Genomic DNA, 25,934 nt, shown 5'->3' with positions numbered 1-25,934 from the left:
CCCTAGTGGGCCACCGCGGCAGCGCCGTGCTCGTCGACGAGCGCGCCGGTGGTGAAACGGTCGAGCGAGAAGGGGGCGTTGAGGTGGTGAGGGGTGTCGTGGGCGATGGTGTGGGCGTAGACCCAGCCGACGCCCGGGGTGGCCTTGAAACCGCCTGTTCCCCAGCCGCAGTTGAGGTACAGGTTGTCCACCGGACTCAGGCCTACGATCGGTGAGGCATCCGGGGTGACGTCCACGATGCCGCCCCAGGTGCGCAGCACATGCGCGCGGGCGAAGACCGGGAACAGCTCCAGGGCCGCGGACATCTGTTCCTCGATGATGTGGAACGCTCCACGCTGCGTGTAGGAGTTGTACGAGTCGATGCCCGCCCCCATCACCAACTCGCCCTTGTGCGCCTGGCTCACGTACACGTGGACCGCGTTGGACATGACCACCGTGGGGTGGACCGGTTCCAGCAACTCCGACACCAGCGCCTGCAACGGGTGGCTCTGGAGCGGGAGTTGGATGCCCGCCATCGCTGCCAGGACCGATGTGTGGCCTGCCGAGCAGAGGGCTACCTTGCCCGCCGATATCGGGCCGAGTGTCGTCTGTACGCCGGTAACCCTGCCATCGACTATGTCCAGGCCCGTCACCTCGCAGTTCTGGATGAGGTCGATGCCTGCCGCGTCGGCGGAGCGGGCCAGGCCCCACGCCACGTGGTCGTGTTTGGCTATGCCGGCGCGTGGTTGGTAGGTGCCGCCCATCACCGGATAGCGCACGTCCGGTGAGGTGTTGACGATCGGGCAGACCTCCTTGACCTGCCGTTCGTCGAGCCACTCCGCGTCCACGCCGTTCAGACGGTTCGCCTCCACTCGGCGCACGCTGTCGCGGACGTCCTGGAGGCTGTGGGCGAGGTTGAGGACTCCGCGCTGGGAGAAGAGGATCGGGTAGTCGAGTTCCTCCTCCAGTCCCTCCCAGAGTTTGAGCGCGTGTTCGTAGATGCCCGCGCTCTCGTCCCAGAGGTAGTTGGAGCGGATGATCGTGGTGTTGCGGGCCATGTTGCCGCCCGCCAGCCAACCCTTCTCCAGCACCGCGACGTTGGTGATGCCGTGGTTCTTCGCCAAGTAGTGGGCGGTGGCGAGGCCGTGGCCGCCGCCGCCGACTATGACGACGTCGTACGAGCGTTTCGGCTCGGGTGTGCGCCAGAGCCAGTCGGGGTGTTCGGGGAGGTCTGCGCCCGGGGTGCGGGGGGTCATCGGGGGGCGTCCTCCTCGGACAGGCGCGGGTAGAGCGGGTGCTTCGCGGCCAGTGCTTCCGTGCGGGCGCGCAAGTCCTCTGTGTCCGGGGCCGGTTGGAGGGCCAGCGCGATCACGTCGGAGACCTCGGCGAAGTCCTCCTCCGTGAAGCCTCGGGTGGCCAGCGCCGGAGTGCCGATGCGCAGCCCGGACGTGACCATGGGCGGGCGCGGGTCGAAGGGCACGGCGTTGCGGTTGACGGTGATGCCGATCTCGTGGAGGAGGTCTTCCGCCTGCCTGCCGTCGAGTTCGGAGTCGCGCAGGTCCACCAGGACCAGGTGGACGTCCGTGCCGCCGGTGAGAACCTTCACGCCGGTCGCTGCCACGTCGGCTCGGGTGAGGCGCTCCGCGAGGATGCGCGAGCCGGCCAGCGTGCGGGACTGGCGTTCCGCGAACTCCGGTGAGGCCGCGACCTTGAACGACACCGCCTTCGCGGCGATGACGTGCTCCAGCGGGCCGCCCTGCATCCCGGGAAACACCGCCGAGTTGATCTTCTTGGCGAGGTCGGCCTCGTTGGTGAGGATGACTCCGCCGCGCGGGCCGCCGAGGGTCTTGTGAGTTGTCGTCGTGGTCACGTGTGCGTGTGGGACCGGGTTGGGGTGCAGGCCGGCTGCGACCAAGCCCGCGAAGTGCGCCATGTCGACCATCAGCAGGGCGCCCACCTCGTCGGCGATCCGGCGGAAGGCCGCGAAGTCCAACTGCCGTGGATACGCCGACCAGCCCGCGATGATCATCTTGGGGCGGTGTTCCTTGGCGAGGCGCTCCACCTCGTCCATGTCGACCAGGTTGTCGGTCTCGGAGACGTGGTACGGCACCACGTTCAGCATCTTGCCGCTGTAGTTGAGGCGCATGCCATGGGTGAGGTGCCCGCCGTGTGCGAGGTCGAGGCCGAGGATCGTGTCGCCGGGCTTCAACAGGGCGAAGAACACCGCCGTGTTGGCCTGCGCGCCCGAGTGCGGCTGAACGTTCGCGAAGCCCGCGCCGAACAGGGACTTGACCCGCTCAATGGCCAACCGCTCGGTGACGTCGACGTGTTCGCAGCCGCCGTAGTAGCGGCGGCCGGGGTAGCCCTCCGCGTACTTGTTGGTGAGGACCGAACCCTGCGCCTCCAGTACGGCGGAGGGTGCGAAGTTCTCGGAGGCGATCATCTCCAACGTGGACTGCTGGCGGTGCAGTTCGGCGCGGAGCGCGGCGTGGACCTCGGGATCCAGTTCCGACAAAGGGGTGTTCAGCGCGTTCATGTGGAGTTCGCGTCCTTCCGGCTAGCCGCGGAGGCGGGACATCGTCGGGTCGAACAACGGCTCCTCGGCGACGACCGCCTCGACGCGTTCGTCGAAGTAGCCGATGTGCAACGTGGTGCCGGGGGTGGCGAGTTCGGCGGGGAGCCAGGCGTAGGCGATGCCCTTGCCGATCGTGTAGCCGTAGGCGGCGCTGGTGACGTAGCCGACGGCGCGCTCGCCGTCGTAGACCGGTTCCTTGCCCATGACGACGGAGTGCGGGTCGTCGATGGTCAGGCAGGTCAATTTCCGTTGTACGTCGGTCTTTCGGCGTTCCAGTGCCGCCTTGCCGATGAAGTCGCCCTTGTCGAGCTTGACGGCGAAGCCGACGCCGGCCTCGTAGGGGTCGTGCTCGTAGGTCATGTCGGTGCCGAAGGAGCGGTACCCCTTCTCCAGGCGGAGGCTGTTGAAGGCGCCGCGTCCGGCGATGACTCCGCCGAGGGGCTTGGCCGCCTGCCACAGGGTGTCCCAGAGTTTCTGGCCCTGGTCGGCGTTGGTGTACAGCTCCCAGCCCAGTTCACCGACGTACGACAAGCGCATGGCGGTTACCGGGACCGTTCCAATGTAGGCGTTTTTGGCGCGGAAGTACTTGAGGCCTTCGTTGGTGAAGTCCCCGTCCGTCAGGGGCTGGAGGACCTTGCGGGCCAGTGGGCCCCACAGGCCTATGCAGCAGGTTCCCGGTGTGATGTCGCGGACCTGGACCGTTCCATCGGCGGGCAGGTGGCGGGTGAACCAGTCGAGGTCGAGGTTGCCGTTGGCGCCGACCTGGAAGCGGTCGCGGGCCAGGCGGGCGACGGTGATGTCGCTGCGGATGCCGCCGTCGTGGTCGAGGAGGAGGGTGTACGTGACCGAGCCGACCGACTTGGCGACCTTGCCGGTGACCAGGCCCTCCAGGAAGTCGGCGGCGCCGGGGCCGGTCACCTCCAGGCGTTTGAGGGCCGTCATGTCGTACATCGCGACGGTCTCGCGGGTGGCCTGTGCTTCCGCGCCGACGATGGGCGACCAGTACTGTGCCGCCCAGTCGTTCGGGGCGGTGATCGAACGGCCTTCCAGCAGGGCCGAGTTGGCCTCGTACCACTGCGGGCGCTCCCAGCCGTTCGCCTCCAGGAAGACCGCGCCGTGTTCCTGCTGGCGGGTGTGGAAGGGGCTGGTGCGGATCGGGCGCGGCTCACCGGACGGCTGGAGCGGGTGGAGGATGTCGTAGACCTCGACGAAGTTCTGGCAGTCGCGGGCCAGGACGTATTCGGGGGCGAGCTGGTGCTGTTCGAAGCGGTTGACGTCGCACTCGTGGAGGTCGAAGGACGAGCAGTAGCCGTCGACCAGCCATTCGGCCATCGCGCGGCCGACGCCCGCCGAGTGCGTGACCCAGACCGCCTCGGCGACCCAGAAGCCCTTGACCTCCGAACTCTCCCCGAGGAGGGGGAAGTTGTCGGTGGTGAAGGAGAAGAGGCCGTTGATGCCCTCCTCGACCTTCGCGTCCCGTGTCGCTGGGAGCAGGGACTGCGTTTCCGTCCAGGCAGGCGCGAAGTCGTCCTCCGTGAACTTGAGGACGGAGGGCATGTCGTCGGCCTCGCCGACCGAGAGGATGTCGTCGGCCGAGATGGGCATCGGGCGGTGGCCGTAGTAGCCGATGCCGATGGCGTCGAAGCGGTCGCGGTAGTAGAGGTCGGCGTCCTGGTGGCGCAGGATCGGGCGGACGGCTTCCTCGGTCTGGCCGGCGAGGGCGGGTACTGGACCGGTCCAGGCGAGTTGGTGGCCGAGCGGGGTCAGCGGGAGGTTCATGCCGACCATGCGGGCGATCTTCGGGCCCCAGATGCCGGCGCAGCACACGACGATGTCGGCGGGGATCTCGCCCTGGTCGGTGAGGACGCCGGTGACGCGGCCGTCGGTCTGCTGGACGTCGAGGACTTCGTGGCGGGCGAGGAAGGTCACGCCGCGCTCGGTGGCCCGGCGGATCTGCGCCTCGACGGCCAGGACGGCCTTGGCGAGGCCGTCGGTGGGGACCAGGAGGCCGCCGAGGACCTTGTCCGGGTTCACGAGCGGGTGCTGCTCGACGCATTCCTCGGCGCTCAGCAGGCGGGCCTCAATGCCCCAGGCGGTGATCCAGCCGTGGCGGCGCCGGAGTTCGGCGACACGCTCGGGGGTGGTGGCGACTTCGAGGCCGCCGACCTGGAGGAAGCAGGGCTTGCCGTCGACGTCGAGGGAGCAGAACTTCTCGACCGTGTAGCGGGCCAACTCGGTCATGGTCTTCGAGGAGTTGGTCTGGAAGACCAGCCCTGGGGCGTGCGAGGACGAGCCCCCGGTGGCGGGCAGCGGGCCCTGGTCGACCACGGTCACTTCGGTCCAGCCTCGCGCGGAGATCTCGTCCGCGAGCGCCGCCCCCACGACGCCCGCTCCGATGATGACCACTCGGGGTCCCGCCATCGCCGCACCTCCGGCTAGAAAACAATCCGGTTGCTGTCTGCGCAACATGCTTCAGGTTGCGCAACTCAATGTGCCCGTCGCGAGGAGTGGGTGTCAAGGGGTCCGTGACGTCGGAAAACAGCCCGAAACACCGGCCTGAACACGCCGACACACGGCGATGCCCGGTGGGCGGTGCGCACCCTCGCGCACCGCCCACCGGGCATGTTCAACCGCCTTGCCGTTTCGGCTACTTGAGCCAGGCGTCGACCTTGTCCTTGTTGGCGTCGACCCACTTCTTCGCCGCGGCGTCGTCGGACAGCTTGTCCTGCGCTATGTACTTGGCCACGGTGTTCTGGTCGTCGTTCGTCCAGTTGAAGTTCTTCACCAGGTTGTAGGCGGGGCTGCCCGACTTGGCGAACTTCGCGCTGACGATCTTGTCGAGGTCGTAGACCGGGTAGTCGCAGGCGATCTTCGACGCGACGGCGTCACAGCCCGTCGTGTACGTCGGCAGCGCGACCTTCTTCAGCGCCACCTCGGACAGGAACCACTGCGGCTCGTAGAAGTAGCCGATCACCCACTGCTTGTTCTTCTCGGCGGTGCGGAAGGCCTGGATGAGCGCGGTCTCACTGCCCGCGTACACCACCTTGAAGTCGAGCTTCAGGTTCTTGACCAGCGCGGCGTCGTTGGTGACGTACGACGGGTCTCCGTCGAGGAGTTGGCCCTTGCCGCCCGACTCGGAGGTCTTGAACTTGGACGCGTACTTGTTCAGGTTCTTGTAGTTGAGGATGTCGGGGTGGGCTTTCGCGAGCCACGGCGGTACGTACCAGCCGATGATGCCTTTGTTGCCGGTCTGGCCGGCCTCGACGGCGGTCTTCTGGCCGGTGATGTACTTCTTCTTCAGGTCGTCGTGGCCCCAGTTCTCCAGGACGGCGTCGACCTCGCCGGTGCCGAAACCCTGCCAGGCGATCTCTTCCTTCAGGTCCTTCTTCTCGACCGTACAACCGAGTTGGTGCTGCGCGACGTACGCGACGACCGCCGCGTCCGCCTCGTAGCCCACCCACGGGTTGACCGCGAGGTTGAAGGTGCCGCACTTGCCCGAGCTGCTGCTCGATCCCGAGGAGGTGTCGCCGACCTTCGCCCCGCCGCAGGCGGTGAGGGTGAGGCCGAGGACGGCCAGGCCGGCCGCGCCGGTTCGCCAGTGTCTTGCCATGGTGTCGTGCTCCTTTAAGCGCTGGTTCGGCGCGCGGCCGCCTGAGTGATCCGGTCGAACATGACTCCGAGCAGCACGATGGCGAGCCCCGCCGCCAGCCCCTTGCCGTACAGCTCGCCCTGCGAGAATCCGGCCACGACGTCGTAGCCGAGGGCGCCGGCTCCCACCAGGCCGCCCACAACAACCATCGACAGCACGTAGATCAGGCCCTGGTTGGTCGCGAGGGTCAGGGCGCTGCGTGCCATCGGGAGTTGAACCTTGGTGATGATCTGCCAGGTGTTGCACCCGGCTGCGGTGGCCGCCTCGACGGTGGTCTCGGGCACGGCCCGCACGCCGTCGGCGGTGATCTTGATGGCGACCGGTACGGCGTACACGACGGCAGCCACGATCGCGGTGAAGCGGGTCGCGCCGAACAGCGCGAGGAACGGCACGAGGTAGACGAACGGCGGCATGACCTGCGCCGCGTCCAACGTGGGCCGCAGCAACCGGTCCACCATCGCGCTGCGCCCCATCCACACGCCGAAGGCGATGCCGAACACCATCACCACCACGGTGGCCACGATCGTCGAGGCCAGGGTCGTCATGGCGTCCGACCACACACCGGTGCCCACCAGCAGGCCCACGCACACGGCCGTGGTGACGCCGGTCTTCCAGCCGCCGAGCACCACGGCGATCCCGATCAGGGCCGCGCCGACGAGCCACCACGGCGAGTCGGTGAGCAGCGACTGGAACGGGTTGAGCAGACCGTTGGTGAGCGAGTTGCGGAAGGCGTTGGTGATGCCCGACAGGTTGTCCTGCACCCACGTCGTCACGCTGTTGGCCGCGTTCGTGATGTGCGTGCCGGTGCTGCCCTCGCCGGGGAACTGCGCCGCCCACAGGTAGGTGTGCGAGAGGTAGATCAGCACCACGACGACCACGGCGCCCGAACCGAGCAGCGGACGGCGCCACTTGAGGAGACGGCCGGCCGAGTTCCGGGCCTGCTCGGCCCGTGTGCTGGACGCGGTGGTGACCCGGTCGAGGACGATCGCCATGATCACGATGGCCAGGCCCGCGTTGAAGGCCGTACCGACGTCGAGCGTCTGCAGTGCCTGCATGACGGTCTTGCCGAGGCCGGGCGCGTCGATCAGGGCCGCGATGGTGACCATCGCGAGGGCGGCCATGATGGTCTGGTTCACGCCCATCACCACGGTCCGCTTGGCCATCGGCAGCAGCACTTTGAGCAGCGACTGCCAGCGGGTCGAGCCCATGGAGTCGGCCGCCTCGACGGTCGTCTCGGGCACGTTGCGGATGCCGTGCGCGGTGATGCGGATCGCGGGCGGGGCCGCGTAGATCACCGTGGCGATCACGGCGGAGGCCGGGCCGATGAGGAAGATCAGGGTCAGCGGGGCCAGGTAGACGAAGGTCGGCATCGTCTGCATGAAGTCCAGGAAGGGCGTGATGATCCGGTTGAACCGGTCGGACAGCCCCGCCCACACCCCCAGCGGGATCGCGAACAGCAGTGCCACGAGGACCGCGGAGAGGGTGAGCGCCAGGGTGTCCATGCTCTCCTGCCACAGGCCCTGCAGCCCGAAGAAGGCGAAGCCGGCCATGGCGAGGAGCGCGACCCGCCAGTTGCCCACGGCCCAGGACACGAAGCCGGCGATGCCGACGACCCCGAGCCAGCCGATCTGCGGCAGCGGGCGGTCACCGCTCGGCTGCGAGATCAGGTCCTGGACGAAGGTCACCAGGTTGTTGATGACCAGGCGGATCTCGTTGAAGAAGTAGAGGAAGAGCGGGTTGGAGTTGCGGTTCGCGCCGACCGAGTCGTTCAGGTCGTTGAACCACCGGTGCAGACCGGTGAGATCGGCCGCCGCCAGCGTCAGCGTCTGCTTGCCGCGCAGCACGGCGAACAGCACCAGCCAGACGAGCAGGATCGCGCCCACCATCATGGGCCGGCTGACCTTGCGCACGGCGGGGACCGTGGGAGGGGCTTCCGCCGCCCGCTCCGTCTTCTCCGGTTTCTCCACGGCGACGGTCATCACGCGTCGCCTTCCTGCCCGGCGACGACCGCGAGGATCTCCTCGTCGCCGACGATGCCGAGCAGCTTGCCGTTCTCGACGACCTTGACGGGCTTGTCGGCCGCGAGTACGGCGCGGGTGGCTTCCCGCACCACTACGTCCGGGCCCAACTCCGGCCCGTCCAGGGCGTCTCCGTCCACCGCGGGACGCATGATCCAGCGCAGGGTGAGGACGTCACCGCGCGGCACGTCCTTCACGAACTCGCGTACGTAGTCGTCGGCGGGGGCGCCGACCAGCTCGTCCCCGGTCCCGCACTGCACCATCTTGCCGTCGCGCATGATGAGGATGCGGTCGCCCAGCTTGAGGGCCTCGGACAGGTCGTGGGTGATGAACACCATGGTCTTGCCGACCTCGTGGTGCAGCCGGATGACCTCGTTCTGCATGTCACGGCGGATCAGCGGGTCGAGCGCGGAGAACGGCTCGTCGAAGAGCAGCACGTCCGGGTCGCCGGCCAACGCCCGGGCGAGACCGACGCGTTGCTGCATACCGCCGGAGAGCTGGTCGGGATAGGAGTTCTCGTACCCGGAGAGTCCCACCAACTCGACGACTTCCAGGGCCCGTTTGGTGCGCTCGGCCTTGCTCATGCCGCGGATCTCCAGGCCGAACGACACGTTGTCGACGACCTTGCGGTGCGGCAGCAGCCCGAAGTGCTGGAAGACCATCGAGAACTTCTGGCGGCGCAGTTCGCGCAGCCGCTTGGCGTCCGCGTCCCGGATGTCCTCGCCCTCGAAGACGATCTCACCCGCGGTGGGTTCGATCAGCCGGGTCAGACATCGCACCAGGGTGGACTTCCCGGAGCCGGACAGGCCCATGACGACGAAGACCTCGCCGGGCGAGACCTCGAAGTTCACATCGCGTACGGCGGCGGTGCAGCCGGTGCGGTCCATCAGCTCGCGGCGGGTGAGCCCGCACAGTTCCTCTGAGTCGGGGACCTGCTCTGCCTTCGGCCCGAACACCTTCCACAGCTTGCGCACGGATATGACCGGGGTGGGGGCCGAGTCCTGGGGCGTGCCGCGCCGCTGCGGCACCTCGGTCTGTGCTGGGGTCACGATCGACCTCTTTTCGGCGTTCAGCCGCGGAACCAGTGCTGCGGCCGGGGTTGGATGTTCTGCCAGATGTGCTTGGGCTCTCGGTACTCGTCCAGGCCGGTCGGTCCCAGCTCCCGGCCCACGCCCGAGTGTCCGAAGCCACCCCATTCCGCTTGCGGCACATAGGGGTGGTAGTCGTTGATCCACACCGTGCCGTGCCGCAGCCGCCGGGCGACCCGCTGGGCCTTCCCCGCGTCCTGCGTCCAGACGGCGCCGGCGAGTCCGTACTCGGTGTCGTTGGCGATGCGTACGGCGTCGTCCTCGTCGGTGAACCGCTCGACGGTCAGGACCGGTCCAAAGGACTCCTCGTGCACCACCCGCATGTCCTGCGTGCACGCGTCGAGGACGGTCGGCGGGTAGAAGTGCCCGTCGGCGAGGCCGAGTTCGTCCGGCCGCTCACCGCCGCACCGCAGTACGGCTCCCTCGGCGATGCCCGCCGCGACGTACGCCTCGACCTTCTCCAGGTGCTGTGCGGAGATCAGCGCCCCGGTCTCGGCCTCGGGGTCGAAGGGACCGCCGAGCCTGATCTGCCGGGCGCGGCGCACCACTTCGTCCACGAAGCGGTCGTGCAGCGAGTCCTCGACGATCAACCGGGCGCCGGCGGAGCAGACTTGACCGGAGTGCAGGAAGACGGCCGTGAGCGCGAAGTCCACGGCCGTCTCGAAGTCGGCGTCGGCGAAGATGACGTTGGGGTTCTTGCCACCCAGTTCCAGCGCCACCTTCTTCACGGTCGCGGCGGCGGTGGCCATGATGCGTTTGCCGGTCTCCAGCCCCCCGGTGAAGGAGACCATGTCCACGGCCGGGTCCTCGGAGAGCGGCGCACCCACCTCGGGTCCGCTGCCGAGCACGAGATTGGCGGCACCGGCGGGAAGCCCGGCCTCCTCCAGCGCCTTCATCAGCAGGATGGAGGTGGAGGGCGTCAGCTCACTCGGCTTGAGGACGATCGTGTTTCCCGCGAGGAGCGCCGGAGCGACCTTCCAACTGGCCTGCAGCAGCGGGTAGTTCCAGGGCGTGATCAGCCCGCACACCCCAACGGGCTCGTACACGACGCGACTTACGGCATCGTCGCGCCCGGTGTCGATGACCCGCCCGGCATCGGTCCCGCCGATCCCGCCGTAGTAGCGGAAACAGGAGACGACATCGGCGATGTCGTACTCGCTCTCCACCAGCCGCTTGCCGGTGTCCAGGGACTCGGCGCGGGCGAACTCCTTGGCGTCGCGCTCCAGGATGTCGGCGGTGCGCAGCAGCAGCGCGCCGCGCTCCCGCTCGGGGGTGCGAGGCCAGGGCCCATCGTCGAAGGCGCGGCGGGCGGCGGTGATCGCGGCCTCGGTGTCGGGGCGCGTTCCCTCGGACACGGTCGCGGTGAGCGTGCCGTCGGCGGGACAGCGGATGTCACGGTGACCGCCGGCCACCGCGTCGCGCCATTCTCCGTCCACATACAGGTCTGCCACGTGTGGAGCCCTTCGAGCGAATTTCGTTGCGCATCACGCACCGTATTGCTTGTGGTGGAACACCCTGGCGAATGTGCAGACATACGTCAAGGGGTTGGCAGATGACGATTTCGCCATGCGGCCCATTGCGCGGTCACCTCTTGACCGCGGGCGGCGCCCGGCCCAACCATGTTGCGTATCGCTCACCTTGTTGTGCAATACGCACCGACGGAGGCCGCCCATGTCCCCTCGACCGCACCCTGGCCGCGAATTCGTCCTCACTCTCTCGTGCCCGGACACCACCGGACTGGTCCACGCCGTGAGCGGCTTCCTCGTCCGGAACTCCGGCAACATTCTGGAGAGCCAGCAATTCGATGATCGACTCAAGGGCCGCTTCTTCATGAGGGTCCACTTCGACGTTTCCGATCCAAACGCCGACCTGAAAACTCTGCGTTACCGATTCGGTCCGGTCGCCGAGGCCTACCGCATCTCCTGGACCCTCCGGGACGCCTCCACCCCCACCAGGACCCTGATCATGGTGTCCAGGTTCGGCCACTGCCTCAACGACCTGCTGTTCCGGCAGCGCACCGGCGCCCTCAACATCGAGATCCCGGCGATCGTCTCCAACCACCGGGACTTCGAGGGACTGGCGGAGACCTACGGCATCCCCTTCCACCACGTCCCGGTCACCAGGGACACGAAGGCCGACGCGGAGGCGCGCCTGCTGGAGCTGGTACGCGACCTGGACATCGACCTGGTGGTACTGGCCCGCTACATGCAGATCCTCTCCGACGACCTCTGCAAGCAGCTTGAGGGCCATGCCATCAACATCCACCACTCCTTCCTCCCCAGCTTCAAGGGCGCCCGCCCCTACCAGCAGGCGTACGACCGCGGAGTGAAGCTCGTGGGCGCCACGGCGCACTATGTGACGCCGGAACTGGACGAGGGCCAGATCATCGACCAGGACGTCGTCCGCGTGGACCACTCGCTCGACCCGGAGGAACTGGTGACGGTGGGCCGGGACGTGGAGGCGCAGGTGCTGGCGCACGCGGTGAAGTGGCACAGCGAGAGCCGGGTGATGGTGTACGGAAATCGGACGGTGGTGTTCCGGTGAGCGGGCGCAGTCGTATACGGGAACTGGCCGACTCCGTGGGCTAGTTCCCCAACCGCTCCAACGCGGCCCGGCGCCACCGCTCCGTCTCCGCGACCTGGTTGAAGGTGAACACATGCAGGCCCGCCACCCCAGCCGACGGCACGGTAAGCGCCGCTGCACTGCTCGCGAGCAACCGGTCGGGCGAGTAACCGCCGGGCGCGGCGAACCGTAGGAACCAGGACGCGTGCTTCGTGAGGAAGCGCGTCGACTCCCCCACCCCGATCTTCGTAGCCATGGCCAGCAGCTTCGCCCGCTGCACAGGCCCCGCGACGCCCACATACAACGGCAGGGCGACGTCACGCCGCCGAATCCGGCCGACCCACTCGCCCAGCACGCGCGCGTCGAAGCACAGGTTGCTCACGATGTACGTGGCGTGCGTGCGCTTGTCCCACATGGCCTGGATGGTGACGTCGTCGTGGATGAGGGGGTGGCTCTCGGGGTAGCCGGTGATGCCGACGCGGGCGAACGGGCTGCCCAGCTCGCTCAGCCTGCGCAGCACCGGCAGGGCCCCGTCGTAGGCCCCGGCAGGCGGATCGGCGTCTCCGGCGGGCACGAAGACGTCGTCGACGCCCGCCTCCCGGAGCTGGTCGACGACATCCTTGAGGTGCGCGTCGTCCCGCAGCAGCCGTGCCGGCACATGCGGGACCACGCGGTAACCGTGCGCCGCCAGCCGTCCGACGAGGTCGAGGGTCGGTTCCAGGCCCTTGACCGGCGACGCCGTCACGGTGACGACGACGTCGCGCGGTACATGGGCGAGAACTTTGTCCTCGGTCGCCTTCGCGGGCAGGACCTCGTAACGGACGCTCGACAGCAGCGTCTTGAGGCCGTCGCCGCCCAACACACCCTACCCGGCCTGCTGCTGGGCGTCGCGGTGGCGGTAGTAGGCGGCCTTGGACGGAGCGACGGGCTCCTTGCCCAGGATCAGGTCGGCCGCCTTCTCGGCGATCATCATGACCGGCGCGTAGATGTTGCCGTTGGTGACGTACGGCATCACCGACGCGTCCACGACGCGCAGCCCCTCAACTCCGTGCACCCTCATGCTCGTTGGGTCGACGACGGACATGTCGTCGGTGCCCATCTTGCAGGTGCAGGACGGGTGCAGGGCGGTCTCGCCCTCCTTGGCGACCCAGGCGAGGATCTCCTCGTCGCTCTCCACGGACGGGCCGGGTGAGATCTCCCCGTCGTTGTACGGGGCCATGGCGGGCTGGTTGAGCAGCTTGCGGGCGACCCGGACCGACTCGACCCACTCGCGGCGGTCCTGTTCCGTGGACAGGTAGTTGAAGCGCAACGCCGGGTGCTCCAGCGGATCCTTGCTCTTGATCTTCACCGAGCCGATCGCGTCGGAGTACATGGGCCCGACGTGCACCTGGTAGCCGTGGCCGCCGGCCGGCGAGGAGCCGTCATAGCGGACCGCGATCGGCAGGAAGTGGAACATCAGGTTGGGGTAGTCGACGTCCTCGTTGCTGCGGGCGAAGCCGCCGGCCTCGAAGTGGTTGGTGGCTGCGGGGCCCTTGCGGAAGAGCCACTGCAGGCCGATGAAGGGGGCGCGCCACTTCGCCATGTACGGCTGCATGGAGACGGGTTGCTTGCAGGCGTACTGGATGTACACCTCCAGGTGGTCCTGCATGTTCTCGCCGACGCCCGGCAGGTCGTGGACGACGTCGATGCCGAGCGCGCTCAGCTCCTCGGCGTTGCCGACACCCGAAAGCTGAAGCAGCTGCGGGGAGTTGATGGCGCCGCCGCAGAGAATGACCTCGCGGGCGCGCACCTGCTGGACCTTTCCTCGGTGCTTGTACTCGACGCCGACGGCCTTCTTGCCCTCGAAGAGGACGCGGGTGACCATCGCGCGGGTGGTGACGGTGAGGTTGGGCCGCTTCCGTACGGGCTTCAGGTACGCCTTGGAGGCGGAGAGCCGGCGGCCCCGGCTGACGTTGCGGTCGAAGGGCGCGAAGCCCTCCTGCTGGTAGCCGTTGACGTCGTCGGTGCGCGGATAGCCCGCTTCCTGGACGGACTTGAGGAAGGCGCCGAACAACGGGTTGGCGGCGGGGCCGCGTTCGAGGACGAGCGGGCCGTCGTGGCCGCGGAACTCGTCGTCGGCCTCGGCCGCGAGGCAGTTCTCCATCCGCCGGAAGTACGGCAGACAGTGCGCGTAGTCCCAGCTCTCCATGCCGGCGTCGGCGGCCCAGCGCTCGTAGTCCATGGGGTTGCCGCGCTGGAAGATCATGCCGTTGATGCTGCTGGAACCGCCCAGCACCTTGCCGCGCGCGTGGTAGATGCGCCGGTCGCCCATGTGCGGCTCGGGTTCCGACTCGTACTTCCAGTCGTAGAACCGGCTGCCGATCGGATAGGTCAGCGCCGCGGGCATGTGGATGAAGACGTCCCACGGGTAGTCGGGCCGGCCGGCCTCCAGGACCAGGACCTCGTTGCCCGGGTCCGCGGAGAGCCGGTTCGCCAGTGCGCTGCCGGCGGATCCACCGCCGACGATGACGAAGTCGTATTGCAGGGGAGCCATGATCTCTCGTCTCGCTCGCGCCGTAGATACGCGAGGCATGCTAATACGGGTAGCGCCATACGCACCAGGTTGCGAGCAACGCAACTTGCAAGGTCCAGGTTTCGGAGTTGTTACTTGCACCGGCGTTGTTTACTGCGCCTATAGTTTCGCTGTGAGCAACTACAGTCCAGATACTGAAACGACAGGTTCGCAGTCCGGCGGGGTCCAGTCCGTCGACCGCGCCATCAGCGTGCTGGAGATCCTGGCCCAGCGTGGCGAGGCCGGTGTCAGTGAGGTGGCCGGCGAGATCGACGTTCACAAGTCGACGGCGTTTCGGCTGCTCGGGGCCCTGGAGGCGCGCGGGCTCGTGGAGCAGGCGGGCGAGCGCGGAAAGTACCGGCTCGGCTTCGGGATCGTGCGGTTGGCGGGTGCCGTCACCGGGCGCATCGACATCACGCAGCAGGGCCGCCCGGTGTGCGAGCGCCTCGCCGAGGAGATGGGCGAGACCGTCAACATCGCCGTCATGCAGGAGCAGTACGCGATCAATCTCTACGAGGTACGCGGCCCCGGCGCCGTCACCGCGCACAACTGGGTCGGCGAACTGACCCCGTTGCACGCCACCTCCAGCGGCAAGGCCCTACTGGCCCACCTGCCCGCGAAGGAGCGCGCCGCGCTGCTGGCGGAGGCGGGCCTGAAGAAGGTGACCCCGCACACCATCACCTCGAAGACGAAGCTGGAGAAGAACCTCGCCGAGGCCCGGGAGCGCGGCTATACCTGGACGCTGGAGGAGCTGGAGATCGGGCTGCACGCCGTGGCCGCCCCGGTCCGCGACCGGGACGGCGTGGTGATCGCGGCGGTCAGCGCCTCAGGTCCCGCGTACCGGTTCACCGAGGAGCGCCTGCACGAACTCGCCCCGGTGCTGGTCAAGGGCGCCGAGGAGATCAGCCACCGCATGGGGTACCTGGGCTGAGTCACCCCTGGTGGGTGCGGATCCCCAGGCGCTCGTTCACCCAGTCGTGGAACGCTCCAATGTGGTGCTCGCTCGGCACCAGCACCCCGCCCTTGGCGTACATCCGGGAGCTCATCCCGGGCTGCGTGCGCTCGCAGGCCTCGAAGTCCTGGCGGTTGACCCGGTCGAAGAGTTCCACGGACCGGCTGACGTCCTTGCCGCTCTCGACGACGTGCGGGAGATAGAGCCAGTCGCACTCGACGATCGTGCGGTCGACGGCCACCGGGTACATCCGGTGGAAGATCACATGGTCGGGTACGAGGTTGATGAACACCTGCGGCTTGATGGTGATCGCGTAGTAGCGCCGGTCCTGGTCCTCGCTGACCCCGGGAATGCGGTCGAGGCCTTCCGAGCCGTCGACGGTGAATCCCTGGACCTCCTCACCGAACTCGGCGCCGTGGCCGACGTAGTACTGGGCGGCGTAGCCGTCGGCGAACTCCGGGAGTACCTCGGTGAGTTCGGGGTGGATCGTGGCGCAGTGGTAGCACTCCATGAAGTTCTCGATGATGAGCTTCCAGTTGGCCTTGACGTCGTAGACGATGCGCCGGCCCACCGAGAGGTGGTCGATGTCGTAGTGATCGAGGGACTCCACGTCGCCAAGGCGGGTGACGACCTCGCTGATGACGTCCTCGTCGAACGACGGCGGGTTCTCCGCCAGGTTGACCCACACATAGCCGAGCCATTCGCGGACGGCAACGCTCACCAGGCCGAACTCGGTGCGGCCGACGTCGGGCATCTTCGTGAGGTTGGGTGCCGCGACGAGTTTGCCGTTCAGGTCGTACGTCCAGGCGTGGTACGGGCATTGGAAGGCCCGTTTGACCTCGCCGGCCTCCTCGGTGCAGAGCTTGGCGCCGCGGTGCCGGCAGACGTTGAAGTAGGCGCGTATGGAGTTGTCGCGGGCGCGCGTGATCAGGATGCTCTCGCGGCCCACGTCGACGGTCCGGAAGGCGCCCGGCCTGGCCAGGTCGGAGGAGCGCACGGCGCAGAACCACATCGTCTCGAAGATGTGTTCCTGCTCCTGGGCGAAGATGCCCGGGTCCGTGTAGGAGGAGCCGGGCAGGGTGGCGATCAGGCTGTCCGGCAGGCTGGTCGAGGTCACAGTGCACTCCTCGGAGAACGTCGTGGGTCGGTCATTCACACGCCGGGAAGAGCGACTCCGGACGGCGTAGTCAAACGGTGTGCTCACGGGTCAACTCGCGGTGGCGGCAAGCTGTTTGCGCCACCGCATGAACAGCCGCGGCTGGTTCATGGCGAGCACGGCGACCGGCTGCCCGGCACACCGGTAGACGGCGAGGAAACTACGGTCGCCCGGGGCGCCCTCCTCGACGGTCACACTGTCGGCACCGGCCGCGTGACCGGCGAACTGGATCTTCACGCCGTACTGGTCCGACCAGAAGTACGGCGGCCGGGGCGCCCCCGCCTCCACCGCACCCCATGACAGCAGCGCGGCCACGGCCGCGTCGGGCCGCTCCCGCGCACCGGTCCAGTGCTCCACCCGGCGGTGGAACCCCGCCTGCGGGTCGTACCAGGAAGCACAATCTCCTACGGCGACCACACCCGCGACGCTGGTACGGCCGTCGGCACCGCACTTGACGCCGTTGTCGAGTTCGACGCCGGACCCTTCGAGCCACTCGACGCACGGCCGCGCGCCGACACCGACAACGACGATGTCGGCGGGGACCGTTCGACCGTCCTCCAGCAGCACGGCGTCGACGCGGGTCTCCCCGCTCAGCCCCTTCACCCCGACACCGCACAACAGCCGTACGCCGTGGGCCTCGTGGAGGGCGGAGACGATGCCGCCCATGGTCTCGCCGAGCGGTCCCGCGAGGGGGGTCGGTGCCGCCTCGATCACCGTCACGTCGAGTCCGAGGGCGTAGGCGGTGGAGGCGACCTCGGCGCCGATGAACCCGCCGCCGATCACCACCAGGCGTCCGCCCAGGGCGAGTTCGTCGCGCAGGGCGCGGGCGTCGTCGAGAGTGCGCAGGGTGTGCACCCCTGCCAGTCCGTCCGTGCCCGGCAGGTTCCGCGCCACCGCACCGGTCGCGACGACGACGCCGTCGGCCCGGACCTCCCGCCCGTCGTCGAGGAGCACGACCCGCTCCGCGCCGTCGACCCGGAACCCGACGGCACGAGCGCCGAGCAGCCACTCCGCCCGCAGGTCCTCGTCGTCGGACTCCAGCGCGAGATCGGCCTCGCCGACGGTCCCGGCCAGGAACTCCTTGGACAACGGCGGCCTGTCGTACGGCCGATGGGGTTCGTCGCCGATGACGACGAGCCGTCCGTCGTAGCCCTGTTTCCGCAGCGAGCGCGCCGCCGACAGCCCGGCCAGCGAGGCGCCCACCACGGCCACGGTCCTCACGCGGGTCCTCCGGCGAGCCGGGACGCGACGCAGGGCGGCAGGTTCGGGGCGTCCGTGGACGGCACCACGTAGATCATGCCGTCCTGGACGAGCACCTCGTGGGTACGCACCGGGCGCTTGGCCGGCGGGGCGTCGACGGCTCCGGTGCGGAGGTCGAACTTCGAAGCGTGCAGCGGGCATTCCACCTCGCAGCCCTCCAGCCAGCCGTCGGCGAGCGAGGCGTCCTGGTGAGTGCACGTGTCGTCGATGGCGAAGACCTCGCCGTCGTCGGTGTGGAACACCGAAACCGGCGGATCGATGTCGAGCCGGTAGGCCTCGCCTCGCGGCAGATCCACGAGAAGGCACACGGGAATCATCATGACACCTCGGTGCGTATAGCGAAACGGATTGCGGTAAGCGCAACGTCAGTTTGAGGGCGGCCCCAAACCGTTGTCAAGGCATTCAGAGGCCACGCGAAGCCCTTACCCAGCGTTGCTTTTCACGCAACATCGCGCGCCATCAGCAACACCAGGTAGTGCTCAGAACCCGCGGTCGATCCACTCCTGAAGATGCGGAGCCTCAGCGGCGACGGTGGTCGTGTCACCGTGGCCGGTGTATACGACGGTGCCGCCCGGCAGCCCGAGCAGCCGGTCCCGGATCGAGTCGACGATGGTCGGGAAATCGCTGTACGACCGTCCCGTCGCCCCCGGTCCGCCCGCGAAGAGCGTGTCACCACTGAAGAGGGCGTTCAGTCCCGGCACGTACAGGCACACCGCGCCGGGCGCGTGACCGGGCGTGTGCAGCACGGTCAGCTTGTCCCCCGCCACCGCCACGACCTGCCCGTCGGCCAAATCACCGTCGGGGACCCGATCCGGGTGGGTCTGTTTCCACAGCGGCAGGTCGTCGGTATGGAGCAGGATCGGAGCGCCGGTGCGGTCGGCGAGTTCGGGTGCGGCGTCGATGTGGTCGTTGTGGGCGTGGGTGCAGATGATGGCGGTCAGTCTGCGGTCGCCGATCGCCTCGACGATGGCGTCGGCGTCATGGGCGGCGTCGATGACGACGACCTCATGGTCGTCGCCGACGATCCACACGTTGTTGTCGACGTCCCAGGTGCCGCCGTCGAGCGTGAACTGCCCCGAGGTGACGAGGTGTTCGATGCGCGCACCCATCAGAACACCACCACCGAACGCAGCACATCGCCACCGTGCATCCGCTCGAAGGCCTTCTCGACGTCCTCCAGCGCGATGGTCTCCGTGACGAACGCGTCCAGATCCAGCCGCCCCTGGAGATAGAGGTCGATCAGCATCGGGAAGTCGCGGGAGGGCAGGCAGTCGCCGTACCAGCTCGACTTGAGTGCGCCGCCGCGTCCGAAGACGTCGAGGAGCGGGAGTTCGAGCTTCATCTCCGGGGTCGGGACGCCGACGAGGACGACCGTGCCGGCGAGGTCACGGGCGTAGAAGGCCTGCTTGTACGTCTCCGGGCGACCGACCGCCTCGATGACGACATCGGCACCGAAGCCGCCGGTCAGTTCGCGGATCGCCTCGACCGGGTCGGCGGCCTTGGAGTTCACGGTGTGTGTGGCACCGAGGGAGCGGGCCTGCTCCAGCTTTCGGTCGTCGATGTCGACAGCGATGATCCGCGCTGCCCCCGCGAGCCGCGCTCCGGCGATCGCCGCATCGCCGACCCCGCCACAGCCGATGACGGCGACAGTGTCACCGCGCCCCACGTTGCCGGTGTTGATCGCCGCGCCTATGCCCGCCATCACCCCGCAGCCCAGGAGCCCGGCAGCGGCAGCCGATGCGGCCCGGTCGACCTTGGTGCACTGTCCGGCGGCCACCAGTGTCTTCTCGGCGAAGGCGCCGATACCGAGAGCCGGGGAGAGTTCCGTGCCGTCGAGCAGGGTCATCTTCTGCTTCGCGTTGTGGGTGTCGAAGCAGTACTGGGGCCGTCCACGCCGACAGGCCCGGCAATTCCCGCACACGGCGCGCCAGTTGAGGATCACGAAGTCACCGGGGGCGACATCGGTGACCCCCTCCCCCACCGACTCCACGACCCCCGCGGCCTCGTGGCCGAGCAGGAAGGGGAAGTCGTCGTTGATACCGCCCTCGCGGTAGTGCAGGTCGGTATGACAGACCCCGCAGGCCTCGACCTTCACCAGCGCCTCGCCCGGCCCGGGGTCGGGGACGACGATCGTCTCCAGGCTGACGGGGGCACCCTTCCCCCGCGCGATCACAGCACGGACCTGGTGAGTCATGGGCACTCCTCGGCTGGTACGAGACCTGAGCGGAATGTTGCTCATTACGGCACGCTTCTCACGTGCCGCAACACAGCATCATGGAGGGCCGAACCGGGGTCAAGGATTCGGCACGCGAAAGCTCGCGGCAGCTCCGGGCGCCCTCCGAGGACACGTCCACCTCGGAGACGGCGCCGACCAGCGAGAACTGCCGCGAGAGGCCCTGTTCGTCAGGCGCCGAAGACCTGGAACTCCGAGACCTGTCCGGCCGGCCAGCCGTTGTTCGCGGTGATGTTGAGTCGTACGTAGCGGGTGGTGGCGGTGGAGGGGAGCGTGAGGGTCGCGGTGTTGCCGGTGGCCGGGTCGAAGGTGTAGCCCGCCGAGGCGAGCAGCTGGGTGAAGGTGCCGCCGTCCGTGCTGCCCTGGACGGAGAGGGTCTGGGTACGGGTGGCCCAGGCGGTGGCCGGGGGAAGTTTCAGGACGATCCGTCTGACGCCGGTCGTGGCGCCCAGGTCGACCTGGACCCACTGCGGGAAGGCGTTGTTGGCGGACTCCCAGTAGGTGGTGGTGTCACCGTCGGTCGCGTTGCCCGAGGCGTACGTCTGGGTGTGGCTGCTCTCCGAAGTGGGGCGGTGGAGAGCCAAGTTGGTGGTGCTGGACGGGGGGTCGGTGGTGACGGTGACCTGGTTGGAGGGCTGCGACACGTTGCCCGCCGCGTCGTAGGCGACGACGTCGAAGGCATAAGCGGTGGACGCGCCAAGTCCCGTGACGGTGAAGGAGGTTGAGCCGGTGGTACCCACCTGGGTGCTGGTCGAGCCGGACACCTGAAGGACGCGGTAGCCGCTCACGCCGACGTTGTCGGTCGCCGTGTTCCAGCTCAGCGAGACGGAGTCGCTGGTGTGCCCGGTGACTGTCAGGCCGCCCGGCGTGGCGGGCGGTGTGGTGTCGCCGCCGTTCGGAACCACCGGCTGGGTGGGGCGAGTTGCGGTCAACGCGAGCTGGCCCTTGAGCATGCGGCCGCCGTCGCCGGTCAGGCGCAGGTAGTAGTCGGAGGAGCAGGCGGTGCCGTCCTCGTCGAGGGCGAGGAACCCGGAGTTGGTGGGCACCCAGGCCTGGGTCTCGGCGGTCTTGGCGATCTGGTTGCCCTCGTTGTACTCGTCGAACATGGAGATGTAGATGCCCTGCACCCCGGCCCGCACCATGTTGTAGAACTGCCGCCACATGAAGTCGCCGTGCGCGCGCTGCCGGCCTGAGACGTCGCCGGGCAGGACGCAGGGCTGGAAGTCGATGCCGTTGGCGTTGCAGTCGGCCTGGTCGGGGACGGTGTAGGTGGTGTACGCGTTGTCGGCCTCGGTCACGTTGCCGATGGCGCCGACCATCCAGGGCGAAATCATGTTGAAGGCGTGGTAGACGCCCAGGAAGCCGGACTGTGAGCCCCCGGTCCCCGTCCGCCATTCGCGCGGGACGCCGCCGATGACGTAACACCCCTGTCCCTTGAACCAGTTGACGACATCGAGGCAGGCGTCGGCGGTGAAGGGGTGGTTGGGGTCGTTGAAGCCGAAGCCCCAGATACAGACGACCGGCTTGCCGTTCTGCTTCGCGTAGGCCGAACTCGCGGTGTGGGCGGACATCTTGTTCGTCCAGTCCGTCTTGATCTCGGACTGCATGTTCGTCCAGTTGGAGACGTCGTACATGATGTAGAACTTCCGGCCGTACGACTCGGCGGCGCTGCGCACCTTGGTCGCCACGGCGTCGCGGGTGGGACCCTCGCCGCCGGTCGGGTTGAAGCGTTGCAGGGCTGCCGTGTCGATGTTGTTCTGCTGCATCCACAGGAAGTGGGTGTTCACCGTCTGCTGGTCGTACGAGGAGAACAGCGTGGCGGGCTGGCCGTTGCCGAGGGCGGCGTACGACGTCTGGTACGTGTTGGTGTAGTCGCGCATGTCGGGCCAGCACTTGATGCCGGTGTTGGTCGGGGACGGGGGCTGGCTCCAGTTCTGGGTCCAGTGCCACCAGCCGTTGATGGGCGCGCCGTCGCCGATGCAGGCGAACCAGCCCTGGTAGCCGACGGTGACCTTGCCGACGACGTCGCCCGGCCCGCTGGCCGCCGACGCGGTGGGCGCGAGTGCGGTCTCGGTCGCTCCCACCGTTCCTACGGCGGTGGTCGCGATCGCGGCTCTCAAGAAGACTCTGCGTGTGACACCCATGTGGATTCCTCCGGGCTCCTCTTCAGGTGGTCGGTGTCGCCGGGCGTGAGCGTGTTCCCGCTCGCGCCCGGCGACACCCTCGGCTCGGATCAGCTGTTCCAGACCTGGAACTCCGAGATCTGACCGGCCGGCCAGCCGTTGTTCGCCGTGATGTTCACCCGGAGGTATCGCTCGGTGGTCGCGGTGAACGTGAGGGTGACCGTGTTGTTGGTGGTGGGGTCGAAGGTGTACGTCGCCGACGACTTGAGGGTGGTGAAGGCGGCGCCGTCGGTGCTGCCCGACAGGGACAGCGTCTGGTTGCGGGCGCCCCAGGTCGCGGGGAGCTGGAGGACGACGCGGCTGGTGCTCTGCGCCGAACCGAGGTCCACCTGCACCCATTGCGGGAAGGCGTTGTTGGCGCTCTCCCAGTAGGTGCCCTGGTTGCCGTCCGTCACGTTCGACGACGCGTACACGTCGGTGTGGCTGGACTCGGTGGTGGCCGCGCCGGCCGCCAGGTTCCTGCTCACCGTGCCGGCGCCAACTCCGGTCAGTGCGACCGTGGTCGTGCCGTTCGACGCGTTGCTGGCGATGCTGAGATCACCGGTGCGGGTGCCGGACGCGGTGGGCGTGAACGTGACGGCCACCGTGCAGGAGGCTCCCGCCGCGATCGACGTCCCGCAGGTGTTGGTCTGCGCGAAGTCGCCCGTGGCGGTGATGCCGGAGACGGTCGCGGCGGCGGTTCCGGTGTTGGTCACCGTGACCGACTGCGCGCTGCTGGCGGTGTTGAGCGCCTGGGTGGGATACGTCAACGATGTCGGGCTGGCCGACAGGGTCGCCGGTGAGGAGCCGCCGTCGCTGGGGAACACCTCGAAGTCCGACAACTGGGCAGCGTTCCAGCCCGTGTTGGCGGTGATGTTCACTCGCACGTATCGTGCCGTGGCCGAACTGAACGTGATGGTGACTGTGTTGCTGTTGGCGCTCGGGTCGAAGGTGTACCCGGCCGAGGCCTTGATCGTGGAGAAGCTGGAGCCGTCCGTGGAGCCCTGCACCGACAGGGTCTGCGTGCGGGTGGACCACGCCGTCGCCGGCGGGAGCTTGAGCACGACCTTGCCGACGCCGTAGTTCTGGCCGAGGTCGACCTGGGCCCACTGCGGGAACGAACCGTCCGTGCCCTCCCAGTACGTCGACGCGTCCGTGTCGGTGAGGTTCGAGGCGACGTAGGGACTCGTGCTCGAACTCGCCGACGCGGGCCGCCCTGCGGCGATGTTCGTGGTGCTGTCGATGCCGGTGCCGGTCAGGGTGACGGTGGTCGGGCTGTTGTTGGCGTTGCTGGTGATGGTCAGGTTGCCGGTGCGGGACCCGCCCGTGGTGGGCTTGAAGCCGACGTTCACCGTGCAGGAGGCGCCGACCGTGAGGGTGGAGCAGTTGTTGGTCTGGCTGAAGTCACCGGTCGCCGCGACGGCCGAGACGGTCGCCGACGCGGTGCCCGAGTTCGTCACCGTCACCGTCTGCGCGGTGGCCGACGAGCCGACCACCGTACCGGCGAAGGACAGACTCCCCGGGTCGGTGTTCAGCACCGGGCCCGGCGCGGTGCCGGTACCGGAGAGGCTGACCGTGTTGGTGATCCCGCCCGCGTTGACGGTCAGGGATCCGCTACGGCTGCCGGTCGCCGTCGGGGCGAACTTCACGCTGACGGTGCACGAGCCGTTGGCCGCGATCGACGAACCGCAGGTGTTGGTCTGGGAGTAGTCGCCGCTGGTGGAGATCGACGAGACGGACGCGGCGGTGCTGGTCGGGTTGGAGACGGTCACGGTCTGTGCGGTGCTCGTCGAACCGGTCGCCACGGAACCGAAGTTGAGCGCGCCGGGGGTGGCCGTCACGCCTTCGGGCGGGTAGGGCGGGAAGACCGGAGTCGGCCAACCGCCGCAGTACGGCGTGCCGCTGATGCCGGAGTTGCCGCCGCCGTCGGTGACGACGAAGTTGCCGCCCGAGCAGTTGTAGACCGGGGCGGAGTAACCGACGCCGGTGGCCGTGACGTTGGTGAACTTGGCGGCGCCGCCGGTCTGTTCCTGGAGGGCGAAGGTTCCGGTGCCGGCGATGGTCACGTTGTTGAGGTTGACCCCGCTGATGGTGCCCTCGACCCACTGGACCGCTTCGTAGGGGCTCTGCTGGATCAGCGCGTTGGTCACGTTGATGGGGCCGGTGATGGCGCCCTGGCTGCCGTCGAACCACAACGCACCCACGCCGAACTGCCAGTTCGGGTCGAGGCTGCCGGCCCGGACCATGGTGTTGTCGGAGATCGTGGTGGTGCCGACCGGCGTCGATGTGAAGCGCTGCCCCACGTGGATGCCGCCGCCCTGGGCGATGCCGGTGTCCACCACGCGGTTGCCGCTGACAGTGTTGTCGTGGCCGCCGTAGATCGCGATGGCGTTGGCGAGGATCTGCAGGGACACGGTGTTGTTGGAGATCGTGTCGTTGGCGTCGGCGCCGACGCCGGAGTCCGCCCAGGTGGCGACGCCGTCGTCGCCGGTGTTGCGAATGTCGCTGTTGGTCACCTTCGAGTTGGTGACGCCACCATGGAAGTTGATGCCGTCGGCGGTGGTGTCACGGATGCGCATGCCGGTGAACGTCAGCCCGTCCATGGGCCCGTCCATCCAGGCGCCGACCTTCATGTGGTCGATCCACAGGTTGGAGACGGTCGAGTCGCTCAGCGCGCCGCCGATGCCGTTGACCTGGGCGCTGTCGTCGCGTTCCTGCACATTGCCGAAGATCGCGAAGTTCTGCAGGCGCACACCGGTGCTCGCGTTGGGCGCCGAGTTGCCGTAGAAACCGGGAGCCGTGCCGGTGACGGTCGCGTACCACATGCCGGCGCCGGCGATCGTGACGTTGTTGACGCTGATGTGGCCGGGGATGTTGAAGGTGCCCGGCGGGATCCACACGGTGCCGCCGGGGCCCGCCGAGCTGATCGCGGCGTTGAAGGCGCTGGTCGCGTCGGCCACGCCGGTCGCATCGGCGCCCTTGCTGGTCACCGACACCGCGCCCGAGGGGGCGGCCGGGGCGGCGCCGACCTGCTCGAAGTCGGCGAAGTCGAGCGTGTACGAGGAGGCGGTGTCCCCCGAGTCGACCTGGAACTTGAAGGTCGTTCCGGCCGGATAGGTGCTGGAGAACAGGCGGTGGGCCTCGTCGAAGAAGTGGTGCGGGTTGCTGCCCGGCGTGTTGGTGAAGGGGTAGCTGCCGTAGTACCAGCTGTAGGCGTTGGTCAGGGTGAAGTCGGGCTGCTTGACGCCGTTGACGTACAGCGACAGCGCGGCGGTGTAGACCGAGCCGCCCGAAGTGTCGGGAATGCTGTACCGGAAGTTGATCGAGTTGGTCGCCACCGGCGTGGTGAACGTGACGTACTGGCCGGTGCCCTGGAGCGTCGTCGCCTTGCGGTACGACGCCTCGTCGGCGAGCTGGCCCTGGGTGTAACTCGGGCCGATGTTCGTGCCGTTGGTGGCGGAGTTCTCCGCCTGCACCTCGACGTAGGGCAGGCTCGCGCCGCTGCCGCCGGTGGCTGTGGACGCCGCCGCGGCGGGTGGGACAGCCAGAGCGAACACGCCTACGGCGGCCAGCATCACGGTGCTGACCGCGCAGACGAGGGCTCGTCTCAGATCTCGGATGGAATGGAACACGTGCCACTCCTTACGTAATGAAATGCCGGAACTGTCGCGCTGGCGCCGCCAGAGAGGGACGGGAGACGGGGGGCCGGTGACGATGCATGGGGGACCGTAATATCCTTGGCATGATCA

Annotated in this window: 18 protein-coding genes; 2 read left to right on the top strand and 16 right to left on the bottom strand. The window is 68.2% G+C overall.

Annotated features, from left to right (window positions below; translation table 11 throughout):
• Nucleotides 1–2 precede the first annotated feature (2 nt).
• The 7 genes from AB0I69_RS15240 to AB0I69_RS15210 form a co-directional block, all read right to left on the bottom strand.
• Nucleotides 3–1,235 (bottom strand): sarcosine oxidase subunit beta family protein, encoded by a 1,233-nt coding sequence (locus AB0I69_RS15240; protein ID WP_363096078.1) that lies wholly within the window; start codon nt 1,233–1,235, stop codon nt 3–5.
• On the bottom strand, nt 1,232–2,515 hold the full coding sequence (gene glyA / locus AB0I69_RS15235) for a serine hydroxymethyltransferase (protein ID WP_363096077.1): 1,284 nt from the start codon (nt 2,513–2,515) through the stop codon (nt 1,232–1,234). The genes AB0I69_RS15240 and glyA overlap by 4 nt, the downstream gene beginning before the upstream one ends.
• Before the next feature lie 21 nt (nt 2,516–2,536).
• Entirely contained in the window at nt 2,537–4,975 is a 2,439-nt protein-coding gene (locus AB0I69_RS15230) for an FAD-dependent oxidoreductase (protein WP_363096076.1), read from the bottom strand.
• Between the two features lie 226 nt (nt 4,976–5,201).
• Nucleotides 5,202–6,164 (bottom strand): ABC transporter substrate-binding protein, encoded by a 963-nt coding sequence (locus AB0I69_RS15225; RefSeq protein WP_363096075.1) that lies wholly within the window; start codon nt 6,162–6,164, stop codon nt 5,202–5,204.
• 14 nt (nt 6,165–6,178) lie between these two features.
• Nucleotides 6,179–8,182 carry an ABC transporter permease subunit gene (locus tag AB0I69_RS15220; RefSeq protein WP_363096074.1) on the bottom strand — a complete coding sequence of 668 codons (2,004 nt, stop codon included), beginning with the start codon at nt 8,180–8,182 and terminating at the stop codon, nt 6,179–6,181.
• The gene (locus AB0I69_RS15215) at nt 8,182–9,270 is read right to left on the bottom strand and encodes a glycine betaine/L-proline ABC transporter ATP-binding protein (RefSeq protein ID WP_363096073.1); all 1,089 of its coding nucleotides are present in this window, start codon (nt 9,268–9,270) and stop codon (nt 8,182–8,184) included. The genes AB0I69_RS15220 and AB0I69_RS15215 overlap by 1 nt, the downstream gene beginning before the upstream one ends.
• A 20-nt stretch (nt 9,271–9,290) precedes the next feature.
• Nucleotides 9,291–10,760: an aldehyde dehydrogenase family protein gene (locus tag AB0I69_RS15210; RefSeq protein WP_363096072.1), complete on the bottom strand. Its 1,470-nt coding sequence runs from the start codon at nt 10,758–10,760 to the stop codon at nt 9,291–9,293.
• A 220-nt stretch (nt 10,761–10,980) separates the two neighbouring features.
• On the opposite strand from AB0I69_RS15210, the gene purU reads away from it, so the two are divergent.
• Nucleotides 10,981–11,853 (top strand): formyltetrahydrofolate deformylase, encoded by an 873-nt coding sequence (gene purU, locus AB0I69_RS15205; protein WP_363096071.1) that lies wholly within the window; start codon nt 10,981–10,983, stop codon nt 11,851–11,853.
• Nucleotides 11,854–11,893: 40 nt separating this feature from the next.
• On the opposite strand, the gene AB0I69_RS15200 is transcribed toward purU, so the two are convergent.
• Nucleotides 11,894–12,730 (bottom strand): 5,10-methylenetetrahydrofolate reductase, encoded by an 837-nt coding sequence (locus AB0I69_RS15200; RefSeq protein ID WP_363096070.1) that lies wholly within the window; start codon nt 12,728–12,730, stop codon nt 11,894–11,896.
• A 6-nt stretch (nt 12,731–12,736) separates the two neighbouring features.
• Nucleotides 12,737–14,404 carry a choline dehydrogenase gene (betA, locus tag AB0I69_RS15195; RefSeq protein ID WP_363096069.1) on the bottom strand — a complete coding sequence of 556 codons (1,668 nt, stop codon included), beginning with the start codon at nt 14,402–14,404 and terminating at the stop codon, nt 12,737–12,739.
• A 151-nt stretch (nt 14,405–14,555) separates the two neighbouring features.
• Here betA and AB0I69_RS15190 point away from each other — a divergent pair, with 151 nt between their 5' ends.
• On the top strand, nt 14,556–15,353 hold the full coding sequence (locus AB0I69_RS15190; protein ID WP_363096068.1) for an IclR family transcriptional regulator: 798 nt from the start codon (nt 14,556–14,558) through the stop codon (nt 15,351–15,353).
• Nucleotide 15,354: 1 nt separating this feature from the next.
• Here the strand turns inward: AB0I69_RS15190 and AB0I69_RS15185 are convergent, their stop codons facing one another.
• From AB0I69_RS15185 to AB0I69_RS15155, 7 genes are all read right to left on the bottom strand, one after another.
• Nucleotides 15,355–16,491, bottom strand: a complete 1,137-nt coding sequence (locus AB0I69_RS15185) for an aromatic ring-hydroxylating dioxygenase subunit alpha (protein WP_363096067.1) — start codon at nt 16,489–16,491, stop codon at nt 15,355–15,357.
• A gap of 90 nt (nt 16,492–16,581) precedes the next feature.
• The gene (locus tag AB0I69_RS15180; RefSeq protein WP_363096066.1) at nt 16,582–17,751 is read right to left on the bottom strand and encodes an FAD-dependent oxidoreductase; all 1,170 of its coding nucleotides are present in this window, start codon (nt 17,749–17,751) and stop codon (nt 16,582–16,584) included.
• A complete protein-coding gene (locus AB0I69_RS15175; protein ID WP_363096065.1) occupies nt 17,748–18,110 on the bottom strand; it encodes a bifunctional 3-phenylpropionate/cinnamic acid dioxygenase ferredoxin subunit in 363 nt (120 codons plus the stop codon). The genes AB0I69_RS15180 and AB0I69_RS15175 overlap by 4 nt, the downstream gene beginning before the upstream one ends.
• Before the next feature lie 159 nt (nt 18,111–18,269).
• A complete protein-coding gene (locus AB0I69_RS15170) occupies nt 18,270–18,899 on the bottom strand; it encodes an MBL fold metallo-hydrolase (RefSeq protein WP_363096064.1) in 630 nt (209 codons plus the stop codon).
• Nucleotides 18,899–19,984 (bottom strand): S-(hydroxymethyl)mycothiol dehydrogenase, encoded by a 1,086-nt coding sequence (locus AB0I69_RS15165; RefSeq protein WP_363096063.1) that lies wholly within the window; start codon nt 19,982–19,984, stop codon nt 18,899–18,901. The genes AB0I69_RS15170 and AB0I69_RS15165 overlap by 1 nt, the downstream gene beginning before the upstream one ends.
• Before the next feature lie 209 nt (nt 19,985–20,193).
• On the bottom strand, nt 20,194–22,167 hold the full coding sequence (locus AB0I69_RS15160) for a discoidin domain-containing protein (protein ID WP_363096062.1): 1,974 nt from the start codon (nt 22,165–22,167) through the stop codon (nt 20,194–20,196).
• An 89-nt stretch (nt 22,168–22,256) separates the two neighbouring features.
• A complete protein-coding gene (locus AB0I69_RS15155) occupies nt 22,257–25,817 on the bottom strand; it encodes a choice-of-anchor D domain-containing protein (RefSeq protein WP_363096061.1) in 3,561 nt (1,186 codons plus the stop codon).
• Nucleotides 25,818–25,934: the final 117 nt, after the last annotated feature.

The organism is Streptomyces sp. NPDC050508 (assembly GCF_040655155.1).
Classification (GTDB): Bacteria; Actinomycetota; Actinomycetes; order Streptomycetales; family Streptomycetaceae; genus Streptomyces.
The sequence above is the reverse complement of the archived record's forward strand: the minus strand, read 5'-3'. Positions and strand labels throughout refer to the sequence as shown.

Excerpts from the sequence above, each read along its gene's own strand:
- purU (WP_363096071.1), top strand. The coding sequence starts at position 10,981 with ATGTCCCCTCGACCGCACCCTGGCCGCGAATTCGTCCTCACTCTCTCG.
- AB0I69_RS15225 (WP_363096075.1), bottom strand. The coding sequence starts at position 6,164 with ATGGCAAGACACTGGCGAACCGGCGCGGCCGGCCTGGCCGTCCTCGGC.
- AB0I69_RS15175 (WP_363096065.1), bottom strand. The coding sequence starts at position 18,110 with ATGATGATTCCCGTGTGCCTTCTCGTGGATCTGCCGCGAGGCGAGGCC.
- AB0I69_RS15230 (WP_363096076.1), bottom strand. The coding sequence starts at position 4,975 with ATGGCGGGACCCCGAGTGGTCATCATCGGAGCGGGCGTCGTGGGGGCG.
- AB0I69_RS15170 (WP_363096064.1), bottom strand. The coding sequence starts at position 18,899 with ATGGGTGCGCGCATCGAACACCTCGTCACCTCGGGGCAGTTCACGCTC.
- glyA (WP_363096077.1), bottom strand. The coding sequence starts at position 2,515 with ATGAACGCGCTGAACACCCCTTTGTCGGAACTGGATCCCGAGGTCCAC.
- AB0I69_RS15160 (WP_363096062.1), bottom strand. The coding sequence starts at position 22,167 with ATGGGTGTCACACGCAGAGTCTTCTTGAGAGCCGCGATCGCGACCACC.
- betA (WP_363096069.1), bottom strand. The coding sequence starts at position 14,404 with ATGGCTCCCCTGCAATACGACTTCGTCATCGTCGGCGGTGGATCCGCC.
- AB0I69_RS15165 (WP_363096063.1), bottom strand. The coding sequence starts at position 19,984 with ATGACTCACCAGGTCCGTGCTGTGATCGCGCGGGGGAAGGGTGCCCCC.
- AB0I69_RS15240 (WP_363096078.1), bottom strand. The coding sequence starts at position 1,235 with ATGACCCCCCGCACCCCGGGCGCAGACCTCCCCGAACACCCCGACTGG.
- AB0I69_RS15220 (WP_363096074.1), bottom strand. The coding sequence starts at position 8,182 with ATGACCGTCGCCGTGGAGAAACCGGAGAAGACGGAGCGGGCGGCGGAA.